This is a genomic window from Streptococcus sp. SS4 (assembly GCF_030440125.1).
Classification (GTDB): Bacteria; Bacillota; Bacilli; order Lactobacillales; family Streptococcaceae; genus Streptococcus.
Genome location: NZ_JAQFJM010000006.1, coordinates 80,287 through 93,608 on the forward strand (window position 1 = coordinate 80,287; position 13,322 = coordinate 93,608).

Annotated in this window: 12 protein-coding genes; all 12 read right to left on the minus strand. The window is 38.8% G+C overall.

From position 1 onward, the window contains the following. Nucleotides 1-114 precede the first annotated feature (114 nt). A complete protein-coding gene (locus PCY16_RS06405) occupies nt 115-2,220 on the minus strand; it encodes a serine protease (protein WP_195310562.1) in 2,106 nt (701 codons plus the stop codon). Nucleotides 2,221-2,481: 261 nt separating this feature from the next. Next, nucleotides 2,482-2,973, minus strand: a complete 492-nt coding sequence (gene queF / locus PCY16_RS06410; protein ID WP_003097375.1) for a preQ(1) synthase — start codon at nt 2,971-2,973, stop codon at nt 2,482-2,484. A 122-nt stretch (nt 2,974-3,095) separates the two neighbouring features. Beyond that, nucleotides 3,096-3,812: a 7-carboxy-7-deazaguanine synthase QueE gene (gene queE / locus PCY16_RS06415; protein ID WP_060971233.1), complete on the minus strand. Its 717-nt coding sequence runs from the start codon at nt 3,810-3,812 to the stop codon at nt 3,096-3,098. After that, nucleotides 3,805-4,248 carry a 6-carboxytetrahydropterin synthase QueD gene (queD, locus tag PCY16_RS06420; RefSeq protein WP_060971232.1) on the minus strand — a complete coding sequence of 148 codons (444 nt, stop codon included), beginning with the start codon at nt 4,246-4,248 and terminating at the stop codon, nt 3,805-3,807. The genes queE and queD overlap by 8 nt, the downstream gene beginning before the upstream one ends. Continuing rightward, nucleotides 4,248-4,901, minus strand: a complete 654-nt coding sequence (gene queC, locus PCY16_RS06425) for a 7-cyano-7-deazaguanine synthase QueC (protein ID WP_037597875.1) — start codon at nt 4,899-4,901, stop codon at nt 4,248-4,250. The genes queD and queC overlap by 1 nt, the downstream gene beginning before the upstream one ends. Nucleotides 4,902-5,075: 174 nt before the next feature. After that, the gene (locus PCY16_RS06430) at nt 5,076-5,456 is read right to left on the minus strand and encodes a RidA family protein (protein ID WP_002891112.1); all 381 of its coding nucleotides are present in this window, start codon (nt 5,454-5,456) and stop codon (nt 5,076-5,078) included. A gap of 353 nt (nt 5,457-5,809) precedes the next feature. Beyond that, nucleotides 5,810-7,009, minus strand: coding sequence for an MFS transporter (locus tag PCY16_RS06435; protein ID WP_060971365.1), 1,200 nt, complete (start codon nt 7,007-7,009; stop codon nt 5,810-5,812). A 109-nt stretch (nt 7,010-7,118) separates the two neighbouring features. Continuing rightward, nucleotides 7,119-7,526: a hypothetical protein gene (locus tag PCY16_RS06440; RefSeq protein WP_037600729.1), complete on the minus strand. Its 408-nt coding sequence runs from the start codon at nt 7,524-7,526 to the stop codon at nt 7,119-7,121. Between the two features lie 26 nt (nt 7,527-7,552). After that, a complete protein-coding gene (gene asnS / locus PCY16_RS06445; RefSeq protein ID WP_037600731.1) occupies nt 7,553-8,899 on the minus strand; it encodes an asparagine--tRNA ligase in 1,347 nt (448 codons plus the stop codon). Between the two features lie 36 nt (nt 8,900-8,935). Then, complete coding sequence (locus PCY16_RS06450; RefSeq protein WP_195414178.1) at nt 8,936-10,117, minus strand: pyridoxal phosphate-dependent aminotransferase; 1,182 nt, start codon at nt 10,115-10,117, stop codon at nt 8,936-8,938. 4 nt (nt 10,118-10,121) lie between these two features. Next, a complete protein-coding gene (locus PCY16_RS06455; RefSeq protein ID WP_037600738.1) occupies nt 10,122-10,604 on the minus strand; it encodes a DUF5590 domain-containing protein in 483 nt (160 codons plus the stop codon). 157 nt (nt 10,605-10,761) lie between these two features. Continuing rightward, nucleotides 10,762-13,248: a bifunctional DnaQ family exonuclease/ATP-dependent helicase gene (locus PCY16_RS06460; RefSeq protein WP_195414179.1), complete on the minus strand. Its 2,487-nt coding sequence runs from the start codon at nt 13,246-13,248 to the stop codon at nt 10,762-10,764. Between the last annotated feature and the right edge of the window lie 74 nt (nt 13,249-13,322).

Here is a 13,322-nt window from a genome sequence, read left to right on the forward strand (position 1 = left end):
CTTTCTAGGCTCTATTATACCATATTGAAAGCTTAAACGTTCAATAGATAAAGGAAAAGAGTCCAAGACTAACCTCAGACTCCTCATTATTGGGACAATTAATTTAACATCTTCTTATTGGTAATTCAAAGTCCAGTAGTAAGTACCATCACCTGCGACAACACAAGCCACTGCAGCTTGAGTAGCATCTGGACTCATGAGAAGTTCACGAATACCACTGCTCAACCATTTATTTGCAACAACTGAACCATCAGATTCACGACGGTAAACAATACCGTCACTGTTGTAAGTATGTGAAATATCTTTGGCGTGTGGAAGAGTTGTGCTATTGTAAAGATCATCAGACCATGTAAGCGCTGGTAAACCGGCAGCTGTACGTTGAGCATTGATTTCATTAAAGGCAGCCTTAGCTGAATCAACTTCAACATAATCAGAGTTTTCAGTTGGTTCTACATGATAAATAAATTTAACATATCCAAATTCAACATCACTATATTTTTTGTCGTCAACACCGCTCTTGAGATTAGCTGTAATCACATAATCACGTGCCCAAGCACTGCCTTTAGAAGCATTGAAGTTATCAACATCTTCAATTTCCCAAGTTACATTACAATCCCAGCCAGCATTGTCTATGAATTTTGGAGCAAGATTATTAATGACATAGTCTTTGAATTCATCAACATTTTGGAATGGAAGAGCTTCTCCCGCTTTACCAGTACCAACTACATTTTCAGAATACAACTTAACACTTGATGCGTTGTCATCGTACATGTATTCGTCGTTTCCTGCTGGTTTATGAAAATCTGGATCAAGCTCAGGGTCATCATTGGCAGTACCATTGTAGAGTTTCCACTTACCATCAACCCATTTGTAGTAACCATCGATACCACGCGCATTTTCCTCATCAGTCATAGCGACACGGTAGTAATACGTACCGTTGTCATCTACAAATCGTGGGTCTGACTGCATGCGATAATCTGTTGGTGGCAATGTTGGTTTTGGCAACTTATCATAGTCAATGTTTGTTTCAGGCGCATATGGTGGGTTTTCAAGTTCAGGAGCTTCAGAACTTGTTTCTGATGTTGAACCTGTCTCTGAAGTTGCTGTTGAAGAAGATTCAGAAGTTACAGTCGAACTTGAGTTACCAGTTGAAGCCGCTTCTGAAGTTGAATCTACAGTTGAGGCTACTTCTGAACTTGCTGATGACGTTGAGTCAACAGTTGAAGCTACTTCTGAGCTTGCTGACGAAGTTGAATCTACAGTTGAGGCTACTTCTGAACTTGCTGATGACGTTGAGTCAACAGTTGAAGCTACTTCTGAACTTGCAGACGAAGTTGAGTCGGCAGTTGAAGCTACTTCTGAGCTTGCAGACGAAGTTGAATCTACAGTTGACGCTGCTTCTGAACTTGCAGACGAAGTTGAATCCACGGTTGAGGCTACTTCTGAACTTGCTGATGAAGTTGAATCTACAGTTGACGCTGCTTCTGAACTTGCAGACGAAGTTGAATCCACGGTTGAGGCTACTTCTGAACTTGCTGATGAAGTTGAATCTACAGTTGAGGCTACCTCTGAACTTGCTGATGAAGTTGAATCTACAGTTGAAGTTGTTGGAGCTTCAGAATCTGTGCTTGAAGCCTTAACAAGCACCCACTTACCATTTGAATAATAGTAGTAATCGCCATTATCTTTCAAATAGTAGTGAGTACCATTTTCGTAACGGTAGTGAGGGTCATTTCTCAAAACCTCATAACCTGTCGTTGGTGTATTGTTAGAACCACTATTGTTGTTATTATAGTCACCACCACGAACCCAACGACCGTTATAGTTAACATAGTAGCTACCATCACTCAAGATGTAGTACAAGTAACCATTGCTATAGCGGTAAGTACCTGATTCGTTGTAGTTGTTGTAACCAGGATTATAGTTGTTATAGCCATAATTATAGTTATAATTATAGCCATAGTTATAGTTTGGATAGTAATTATTGTAACCGTAGTTATAGCCATAATTGTAATTATAGCCTGGATAATAACCATTGTATCCGTAGTTATAACCATAGTTTGGATAATAGTTGTTATACCATGGATTATAAGAATAGTTATTATAGTAACCTCGGCCATAATAACTATCGGCCTGTGCATGATCATTACCAACTACCGTTGGTGCTAATATTGCTGCCCCTAAAACAGCGCACGAAAATAGACGTAAACTTTTTCTCATTGTCTTCATCCCCTTTTTTAAAAACAAATATACCTTTTATAAGCAAGCGCTTACGCTTCTGTTTTACTTTAATTGTAGGAGATAATACTTCTATTGTCAAATTATTTTAATAATAGAACTTTCTAAGAACAGACCAATAAAAAACTAACAATGACCTTACTTTTACTTGTAAAAAATAATTGATCAGCTTTCTTTTACACCCTAAAGACAGGTGTTTAACAAAATAAAAAAGCCCTTAATATAAGGACTTTTAGCATGATATTAACGATTATCAATATTTTCTGGGTAAAGATCGTGATTAAAAAGACGTTGCTCTGCCATCTTTTCATACTTAGTTTCTGGACGGCCATAATTATAATAAGGGTCAATAGAAATACCACCACGAGGTGTAAATTTACCCCAAACTTCTAAGTAACGAGGGTTCAAAAGCTCCACCAAATCTTTACCAATGGTATTAATACAGTTTTCATGGAAATCTCCGTGATTACGGTAACTAAAGAGGTAAAGCTTTAGAGATTTAGACTCAACGCAGAGCTGGTCTGGAATATAAGAAATATAGATACTTGCAAAATCAGGTTGGCCAGTAATAGGACAAAGTGACGTAAATTCTGGACAGTTGAATTTGATAAAATAATCATTATCAGTGTGACGATTATCAAAAGACTCCAAGACTTGTGGAGAGTATTCAAAAATATAAGGTGTCTCCTTATTACCAAGGAGAGTGAGGTTTTTCATTTCTTCTTGTTGTGACATTTTTCTTCCTTCGTTGTTAATTTTTCTAGACCTTTATATAGTCGATTTTTAATCCAAATTTCTAATGTTAATCATTAAAAAAGTAAAAATACTATCAATTCTAAGCTTATAGAATGTGAAGATTAGACACCACGCTCATTATCATAGAGTAGGGTATGAAGCTGAGGGAGAACTCGCACATTTCCCCACGAGTCATCAGCAGCTACAGTCTCCCACAGTTCTTTTAGGCGATCTAATTGATGTTGGACAATATTACCCTCTGCTTTAGGTTCAGGATTACCAGCTGAAAGAAACATGACATCTGGCTGATAACGTTCCTGAATCATTTTAGCAAAGGCTAAATCTGCATCATCGAAAACAGGAACCTTGAAGGTAACTTTATCAGGATCAAGCTGAGAAACAATAAAGTCAAGGGTTTCCATATTGACTTCCATCTTGGATGATGGCGGTTTAGGACTTAAGGTTACTTGGTCAATATCCTTTAGCCACTCCTGCCAGCGAGAACCCTGTGTTTCAACGGCCAAAGTCACTCCTCTTGCTTTGAGTTTTGAAACAAGTTCAGCCATATTAGCTGCTAAAAGAGCTGGGTTCCCTCCAGATAGAGTAACATAGTCGTAAGTTCCTAGCGCATCCAAAGCTTCAATGACTTCATCAGCTGTCATACGAGTTGGTTTCTCTGAACCATCCCAAGTGAAGGCAGAATCACACCAATCACAGTGGTAATCACATCCTGCTGTCCTTACAAACATGGTTTTTTGACCAATTGCTCGCCCTTCCCCTTGAAAGGTTGGTCCAAAAATTTCAAGTACTGGTAGTTTGAGTACACGTTCTCTATTCATCCAACCACTCCCGTCTAAACTCTGAAAAGGCTGTTGGTGTTTCATAAAGGCGTACATATTCCAAACGAAGTCCCCTCTCCTCTGGCAGATGTTGACTCGTCGTATGGAAAATCCAGAAAACCATATTTTCCGCAGTTGTGTTCATATAAGGCAAAGTCTCATTGAGATAACGGTGATCTAACTGAGGTTCCAAATGGTCCTTATAAATGCTCTTGAGGTCACCAAAATCGTAGGTCATGCCACGTTCATCCAAGTAACCACTCACTGCTATTTGAAGATGGTAGGTATGACCATGAAGCGATTTGCATTTGCCTTCATAATGAAAGAGATGGTGGGCAGCATCAAAAGTAAACTCTTTAGAAACCATTGTACGGTGAGGATTGTAAACCAAAGACTCACCTGTTTCTTTTTTGATTTCTTTCGGTGCAAAGAACATTAAGCTTCTCCTCTTTCTGCTAGATATTTTTCAAGTCCTTTTTGACGCAAATGGCAGGCAGGACATTCCCCACAACCAGTCCCAATAATACCGTTATAGCAAGTTAGCGTTTTTTCACGAACATAGTCGAAAGCTCCAAGTTGGTCAGCCAAAGCCCAAGTCTCAGCCTTATCTAACCACATGAGAGGAGTTTGGATAACAAAATCATAGGCCATGGCTAGATTAAGTGTGACATTAAGCGATTTGACAAAAACATCACGACAGTCTGGATAACCAGAAAAGTCTGTCTCACAAACACCCGTAACAATGTCAGTGATACCACGTTGCTTAGCCAGAACAGCTGCAAAAGAAAGGAAAAGATGATTACGCCCGTCCACAAAAGTATTAGGAACTTCACCTTCTTCTGCCTCAATCTCAATATCAGATGTTAAAGCATTTTCAGTAATTTGACCAAGCAAAGACATATCTAAAACATGGTGTTTAAGCCCTTGTTCTCGTGCAATCTCTTTAGCTACTTCAATTTCCAAGCTATGACGTTGCCCGTAAGCAAAAGTAACTAATTCAACTGTTTCATAATGTTTTAGAGCCCAAAATAGGCAAGTAGTAGAATCTTGACCGCCACTAAAGACGACCAAAGCTGATTGACGTTTCATAATATTCCTCTTTATTCGTGATGTTTGAGACACATAAAAAGGCCCCTTGGGGGAGCCAAAAAAACGCCAGTAATGGTTTTTTTTAGCGATGGTGTCTCCCAAACATCGAAAATGATTTATCTTTAATAGTCTATCATAGTTGAGAAAAAAAGAAAAGAGCCAAGGCTCTCTTCATTAATCAATCTCAGCGATAACTTCGATTTCAATTTTAACATCTTTTGGCAAACGTGCCACTTCTACTGCAGAACGTGCTGGGAAATCAGATGTAAAGGCAGTTGCATACACTTCGTTAAATGGAACGAAATCGTTAATGTCACTTAGGAAGCAAGTTGTTTTGACAACGTGGTCAAAGTCTGTACCAGCTTCTGCCAAAATAGCCCCAACATTTTTAAGAACTTGTTCTGTTTGTTCTTGAATTGTTTCGCCAATGATTTCACCTGTTTCTGGTGACAATGGTACTTGACCAGAAGCAAACAAAAGATTGCCAACAATTTTACCTTGAACATAAGGTCCGATTGCTGCTGGTGCTTTATCAGTATGAATAGTTTTTGCCATGATAGTTCTCCTTTGACTAATATGTTGCTATTATAACAAAATATTCTGAAAATTGAAACATATAATTCCAAAAAGAAAAGAATCAGCACTAGGCTAATCCTTCTCCTACTATTTCAGATACTTTTTGACATAGCTATAGTAGTCTGGTTTTTCTTTTTTATTAAGTGCAAAGAGCATTTGACCTAAAGATTTCACACGACTCGATTCCTATTGTAAAGGATGTGCCTACTTTACCACAATTTTTAAAGATAAAAAAACTCTCCCTGCACAGCAGAGAGAGTTCGTTCGGATTTTGTTAAGCAAGATGCTATTATCCAATTTAAACTTATGTAGACTAATAAAAGTCTGGAATATTAATCCATCTTTGTCCCTTTATTTATTATCTTGCCCATTTTCCCCAATCCAATCAGTAAGAGAGGGAAAGAGAATAGCGTTACAAGGCCCAGGATGACAAAGACTACTACAAATCCATAACTATCGATGAACCAACCCGTCAGTGGGAAGATGACAATCATGGATAGACTAAACATCATCGAATTGATGCTCAGCATGGTTGCCCGTACACTGGATGGTAAATAGCCTTGTAAATCATTGTAGTAAATGGGTTGATAAAACGCATAAAGTGCATTGGTCAAGAGATAAACACTTAGATAGACGAATGGAGTTCTCAACCATACCAACAGCAAGGCCAACCCTGTCAGCGCAACCAGAATTGGAAAGACTTGATTGCTATTCCATTTTTTCCCGATTTGACTAGCTAGATAAACAGCTAGAAGATTTAAGAGACTACCAACAAGCATGATGAGCGATACTTGCCAACTGGCTAGGTCACTGATTTTCTGTTGGTAGTAAAAATAAAACATACACATGATGGTTCCTAGCAGTTGATAGGTGAGCATCCAGTAAAATAAGACCGGTTTCTCCTGCCATTCTTGTTTCACCACCACCAATATCCGTTTTAAGGTTAAGCGATTTCTTTCATCACTCTTAGTTTCTGGCTCCTTCATCAGAAAAATCAAGAGAATGGAAACTAATGAAAGGCCAATCGCAATATGATAGGTCAAGGCCAAGGCTCCGTGAACAAAGAAACCAGCAACAACTGTACCTAGAGTTCGGGTGACTTCTGCCACACCAGACAAAAAGCTAGAAATCTGAAGATAGCGGTCCTTTTGACCTGCTTCAACTGCTGAATCATATAAGAAAGCCGTACTGGTCCCCGAGTCAAAATTGTAAGACCAAGCATTGACCATCATGGCAATCGCATAGATCCAAAAATTTCCCTGACCAAGTAAGATCAAGACAGAGGATCCAATACTGGCCAAGCGAGCCAAATAGAGATTGGTCTTGTAGCTAAACCGATCGGCCAACATACCTGATGGAATCTCACACAAGAGACTTGTCCCATGAAAGATACTTTCTAGTAAACCGATTTGAAGTAAGGAAAGACCATTCTGAATGAAAAATAAAATCCAAAAACTGGTGATTCCAAAATAAGATGTGAATTCCAGTCCTGCTAGAAGTGGAATATTGCCTTTGTAAGTTCTTTTAAACATCGTTTTCTCACTTTCAATATGTAATTTGATTGTTTCTAAAAGACTTACTTAGAGTTGCCTACATTTTCCTCACCTCTTTCATTAAAAGTAAAAACGCCAGTTGGCGTTTTTATTTCAGATACTTTTTGACATAGCTATAGTAGTCTGGTTTTTCTTTTTTATTAAGTGCAAAGAGCATTTGACCCTTAATAGGTTCTTTCTCATCATTTGGTTGTAGAAAAAGAGCAACCTCTTTGGATTTAGTTGGGAAAAATACCGTATAAAACGTCTCTTTCCCCTGATCTTTTACTTTTAGCGAATAATAGGTAAAGTCATCTTTAGACTTGGGACCATCCACTGTATAGTTATAATCCTGATCACCAATCTTGACCTTATCTTTCTTGAAGACAATAGTATAATCCTTCTTTAAGGCATCTTGTGCCTGCCATTCACCCTCTAGTGAGGGAGCAGACTTGCTACAAGCTACCATCGAAACCATACAAAGTAAGGCCAATAGACCAAGAAACCATCTTTTCATACTTTTGCACTCCTAGAGAATTTTACTTATGGTTTGATACGGTGCAACATACGTGGGAATGGAATAGCTTCACGAATGTGTTTTGTGCCAGCTACGAAAGTAACCATACGTTCAATACCGATACCAAAACCACCATGTGGTACTGAACCATATTTACGAAGGTCAAGGTAGAATTCGTATTCTGAACGGTCCATTCCGAGTTCATCCATTTTAGCTACAAGGGCATCATAGTCATCTTCACGCATTGAACCACCGATGATTTCACCATAACCTTCTGGAGCCAAAAGGTCTGCACAAAGAACGCGCTCTGGATTACCAGGAACAGGTTTCATGTAGAAGGCCTTAAAGCTTGCTGGATAATTAACAACGAATGTTGGAACACCAAAATAGTTTGAAATCCAAGTTTCGTGCGGTGAACCGAAGTCATCCCCATGTTCGAGGTGCTCGTAATCTGTATCTTCATCATTTTCATGTGCTTGAAGAAGGTCGATAGCTTCATCATAAGACACACGCTTGAATGGCTCAGCAATGTATTTCTTAAGAAGATCCACATCACGTTCAAGGATTTCAAGAGCTTGTGGCGCACGATCAATCACACCTTGAATAAGTGCTTTAACATAAGCTTCTTGCAAGTCAAGTGACTCATCATGTGTCAGGAATGAATACTCAGCATCCATCATCCAGAACTCAGTCAAGTGACGACGTGTTTTTGATTTTTCAGCACGGAAAACAGGACCAAAATCAAAGACACGACCAAGAGCCATTGCACCAGCTTCAAGGTAAAGCTGACCAGATTGGCTTAGGTAAGCAGGAGTACCAAAGTAATCTGTTTCAAACAATTCTGTTGAATCTTCAGCAGCATTTCCTGACAAAATTGGACTATCAAATTTGATGAAACCATTTTTATCAAAGAATTCGTATGTTGCGTAAATAATCGCATTACGAATTTGTTGGACAGCCATTTGTTTACGCGAACGCAACCAAAGGTGACGATTATCCATCAAGAAGTCAGTTCCGTGTTCTTTTGGTGTGATTGGGTAATCATGTGACTCACCGATGACTTCTACTGCTGTCACATCCAACTCGTAACCAAATTTTGAACGTTCATCTTCTTTGACCACACCAGTCACATAAACTGATGTTTCTTGGCTAAGGCGTTTAACAGTATCAAATTTTTCAGTACCTTCTTCTTCACCGTATTTTTCGATGAAGTTAGGTTTGAAAGCTACAGCTTGGAAGAAGGCAGTCCCATCACGCAATTGAAGAAAGGCCAATTTCCCTTTACCTGATTTGTTAGCTACCCATGCACCGATAGTGATTTCTTCACCCACGTATTTAGGCACATCAATAATTGAAACTAATTGTTTAGACATGTAATTACTTCTCTTTTCTTTTGATCTATTTTAATTCTATTTTTCCATAAAGGCTTTGATTCGGCGGACTGCTTCTTTCAAAGTATCCAAGTCTGTTGCATAGCTAAGACGAATATTTTCAGGTGCCCCGAATCCTGCACCTGTTACCAAAGCCACTTCAGCCTCTTCAAGAATAGCGTTTGTAAAATCATTGACATCTGTATAACCCTTGATTTCCATCGCTTTTTTAACATTAGGGAAGAGGTAAAAGGCACCCTGAGGTTTGATGACTTCAAAACCAGGTACTTCAGCTAGGAGTGGATAAATTGTATTCAAACGTTCTTCAAAGGCCTGACGCATTTCTTCGATAGAAGACTGATCACCAGTTAAGGCTTCAATAGCAGCGTATTGAGAAACTGCTGTAAGATTTGATGTTGTTTGGCTAATAATCTTCGCCATTCCTGAAATAATTTCTGGATCTCCTACAGCAAATCCCACGCGCCAACCTGTCATAGCATAGGTCTTAGAAACACCATTAATCACAATTGTTTGCTTACGAATCGCATCTGACAAGCTTGAAATTGGGGTGAAAGTATTGCCATTATAGACCAAACGTCCATAGATATCATCTGCTAAAATCAAGACATCGTGCTCAACCGCCCAGTCACCGATTGCTTGCAATTCTTCCTTGCTGTAAATCATTCCTGTTGGATTTGATGGAGAATTAAGCAAGACAACCTTAGTTTTTTCAGTTCGAGCAGCTTCAAGCTGTTCAACCGTTGCTTTAAAGTGATTAGCTTCAGTCGTTTGGAAAGTAACCGGAACACCCTCAACCATTTTAACTTGGTCTACGTAAGAAACCCAGCAAGGTGTTGGAATAATGACTTCATCACCAGGATTAATGACCGTAGCAAAGAAAGCATATAAGATAAACTTAGCACCAGTGCCGACAACAACCTCATTTGGTTTCACAGCATAACCATAGAAATTTTCCATGTAAGTGCTGATCGCATCCTTGAGTTCCGGAAGTCCAGAAGCCACGGTATAAAAACTTGCTTTACCATTTTCAATAGAAGCAATGGCCGCATCTTGAATGTTCTTAGGTGTTACAAAATCTGGTTCACCAAGTGTCAAACTCAAGATATCACGTCCTTGAGCTTTAAGAGCTTTAGCACGCGCACTGGCAGCTAAAGTAACACTTTCTTCCATTTGTAATACACGATTTGATAATTTTGTCATTTCATTATAGTCCTTCCACTTTAATAACCTGACCTGAGATAAAATCAACCAGATAATACTGGGTTCCTGACTTCACTTCCCAAATAGGAGTTTTGCCATATTTTCCTAGGTGGACATAGGATATCTCCTTAGCACCATAGGCCTTAGCAGCTTTCTTAGCGACTGACTTACTAATACCATCAGATTGCTTGTAGATATCAACCACACCTGAATCAGGACTCATGATAACAGCCAGCTTCTCACCTTGACTAGACTTTCCAAGAAGTCCGTAATAGGTAGACTCACCATGGTAGATATCAAATTCAGTAACAGTCCTTATGTCTGCTTTGCTCTCTGCTATGGCAATAACCTTCTTTTCAGCGTCTACGTAAGGCTTAGTCGCTACAATAAGAATAGCAGTCACAGAGGCAATTAAGGTCACAACGATTACAATTATTCCAAAAATGAGCTGTTGCTTTTTTGTCCAAGGTGAACGTTGTTTACGCATAATGCCTCCTAAAAAAGTTTCTGAATTTATTATATCAGAAAATAATAAATCTTTACATAGCAATATAGCTAGTATTGAGCAATTAAGTCTATCTTTTTTATAACTCAGTAAAATTCATAAAGCCTGAGTAATCTTAGAAAAGGTTTGTTTTAAAAAGTTAACTTTCTTTTTCTAAGAAATCCTTAATATCCTCTTTGACTTGCTCAAACTTAGCACACTTAAGCGCCACTTCTTGTGTGACTTCTTTTAGAAATAGTTTTCCATAGCTCTTAACGAGTGGGCGATTATCCGTAAGAAGAATAGCTGAACGCTGTTCTGGGCGTCTTTGGGCACGTCCGATAGCTTGTTTGAAACGTAAAACCGTCATTGGAAGACTGTAACTATCAAAGGTACTCTTTCCTTGCTTAGAAAACCAAGATTCAATCTTTTGATAGAAAGGATCCTTAGGATTGTCAAACGGCAGACGTGCAATAACCTCAATTACCCTATCTTGTTGAGCAAAGTCAACACCTTCCCAGAATGACCCCATACCAAGAAGGAGATTGGTCTCACCTCTATCAAAACGTTTTTTGACATTAAAAGCTGTCCCATTTTTCTCTTGAGTTAGGTGACGAACTTCCCTATGATCCAATAAATCCGAAACAACCATCATACTATTTCGAGACGTGAATAGTACTAAAATTGGATATTCCATTTCAGATAGCTTCTGGAGACGCTTTGCAAGAGCAACTTCATACTCCTCCTCAGAAGAAACTCCAATCATAGGCATGCTTTGATCAATCCAAATAGCTTGATTGGGTAAAGTGTCCATTGGAAGGCTAACCTTGCGTACCTGTTTTAAGCCCAACAAATCGGCCACATCAACATCAGGTCCTACATCAATAGTTGCTGAAACAATTATCACTTTTTGAGCACTTGGTAGATAAGCTGAAAGTTCTAAGAGTTCTTGACGTGACGCCTTTAAATAAGTTACACGATGTTCCTGATAATAGTCTGTTTCAAGCCAAAAATGGCTGTAAAGGGGTGTCTTCAGTGGAGACAACATCTCCATCAAATCACTTTCACCTTCCAGTTCAGAAATGGTTTGTAGCAAACGATCTAATTGCTGGCGATTATACTGCTTCTGAGGAAATTGTTGATGTTCTTGGATTAGATGGCTAACTTCAAACTGCAAATTTTCGAGCAAGCGTTGTTGAAGTAAGGTTTGATTACCACTATCAAGAATACGATGGATATGTTGCAAAAGGACTGTAAGATTGACTTGATGACGTGAAAATTGTTCCAAAGCCAGAACCATCTTTTGTCCCTCATCAATCACAAGGGTTTTTCCTCGAACAAAATCATGATCATCTTCCATACGCGTCAAAAGATAAGCATGATTGGTCACAACTACCCTAGCTTCTTGGGCTTTTTGGTAGGACTGTTGCCAAAAATCATATTCAGCAAAAAGACTATCCACCTTTAACTTACCATCGTGCTTAATCTCATCAAAATAGGCCATATAGCGCTGTTTTTGTCTGATTTCATCAAGATCCCCTGTCTCCGTTTCAGTCAACCAAACCAAGAGTTGCATTTTGTAACGATTAATCAAACGGTTACTATCCTGACGAAGTAAAGTTTGGTAGAAGGCATCCAACTTGATATAATTCTGAGGTCCTTTGAGACTATGAAAGTTAATATTAAAGACATCCGATAATGCTTTAGCTTCCTGATTCATAATCTGATTTTGAAGAAGCTTGGTTGGAACAGCCACCACCACTTTATCTACATCAGATTGTGCTAACAAGGGAAGCAAATAGCCATAGGTTTTCCCAATTCCAGTCTGAGCCTGAATCATGGAAATAGCAGTATTATCAAGCTCCTTCCTTACTGCCTCAGCAAACTCTCTTTGTTTAGGTCTTGACTCTAAATCTAAGAGAGCAATATTGGTAGCAAAATCTTGAGACAGTTTTCGTTCCGCCTTATAAGCCACAGGTCTACGAAGAACAATTCCAGATTCTTCAAGCATGACATATTCCTTTGAAAGACCTAAATTTTGACCTCTTATAGCATCACGAATAACCAACTCTGTCTCAAAAAGAAGATTATCTGAAAAAGTCAAAAGCATCTCAATGGTCTGTCTAGGTAAGCTGGCAATCTTATCCATCAAATGAAACAAAAGCTGTCCGGTCGCTCTCGCATCTTCAATAGCGGTATGGGCTTGAGCTAAGTCAAGATTAAGAACCTTGGATAAATGAGATAACTTATATTGTTCGAACGTTGGATAAAAGACCTGAGCCAATTCGACCGTATCAACACGAGGCGTCCTTAATTCGAAACCCTCCATAAAAAGTGCCTCTGCAAGCAAATTGGCATCAAATTTAACATTATGGGCAACAAAAATACAGTCCTCAATCAGTTCAAAAATTGTTCTGGCAATTTCTGAAAAATCTGGTGCTTGGGCCAACTGCTGATCAGTAATTCCTGTTAAATGAATAATGTGCTCATCGAGTTCTTGGTGTGGGTTAACATCACTTGCAAATTCGTCAACCACCTGACCATTTTGCATGATAACAATTCCCACCTGTATAATACTAGCCGTTGACGAAGCGGAGGTTGCTTCCAAATCAATAATGGCATATTTATTCGTGTTTTTTTCACTCATAGTGACCTTATTATAGCATATACAAAGCACCAAAAAAAGACAAAGCCATCATTCTGATATTGGAAAAAGCCTGA

Coding starts and splice junctions, on each gene's coding strand:
- PCY16_RS06405 (WP_195310562.1), bottom strand. CDS start 2,220: ATGAGAAAAAGTTTACGTCTATTTTCGTGCGCTGTTTTAGGGGCAGCA.
- queF (WP_003097375.1), bottom strand. CDS start 2,973: ATGTCACAACAAGAAGAAATGAAAAACCTCACTCTCCTTGGTAATAAG.
- queE (WP_060971233.1), bottom strand. CDS start 3,812: ATGAATAGAGAACGTGTACTCAAACTACCAGTACTTGAAATTTTTGGA.
- queD (WP_060971232.1), bottom strand. CDS start 4,248: ATGTTCTTTGCACCGAAAGAAATCAAAAAAGAAACAGGTGAGTCTTTG.
- queC (WP_037597875.1), bottom strand. CDS start 4,901: ATGAAACGTCAATCAGCTTTGGTCGTCTTTAGTGGCGGTCAAGATTCT.
- PCY16_RS06430 (WP_002891112.1), bottom strand. CDS start 5,456: ATGGCAAAAACTATTCATACTGATAAAGCACCAGCAGCAATCGGACCT.
- PCY16_RS06435 (WP_060971365.1), bottom strand. CDS start 7,009: ATGTTTAAAAGAACTTACAAAGGCAATATTCCACTTCTAGCAGGACTG.
- PCY16_RS06440 (WP_037600729.1), bottom strand. CDS start 7,526: ATGAAAAGATGGTTTCTTGGTCTATTGGCCTTACTTTGTATGGTTTCG.
- asnS (WP_037600731.1), bottom strand. CDS start 8,899: ATGTCTAAACAATTAGTTTCAATTATTGATGTGCCTAAATACGTGGGT.
- PCY16_RS06450 (WP_195414178.1), bottom strand. CDS start 10,117: ATGACAAAATTATCAAATCGTGTATTACAAATGGAAGAAAGTGTTACT.
- PCY16_RS06455 (WP_037600738.1), bottom strand. CDS start 10,604: ATGCGTAAACAACGTTCACCTTGGACAAAAAAGCAACAGCTCATTTTT.
- PCY16_RS06460 (WP_195414179.1), bottom strand. CDS start 13,248: ATGAGTGAAAAAAACACGAATAAATATGCCATTATTGATTTGGAAGCA.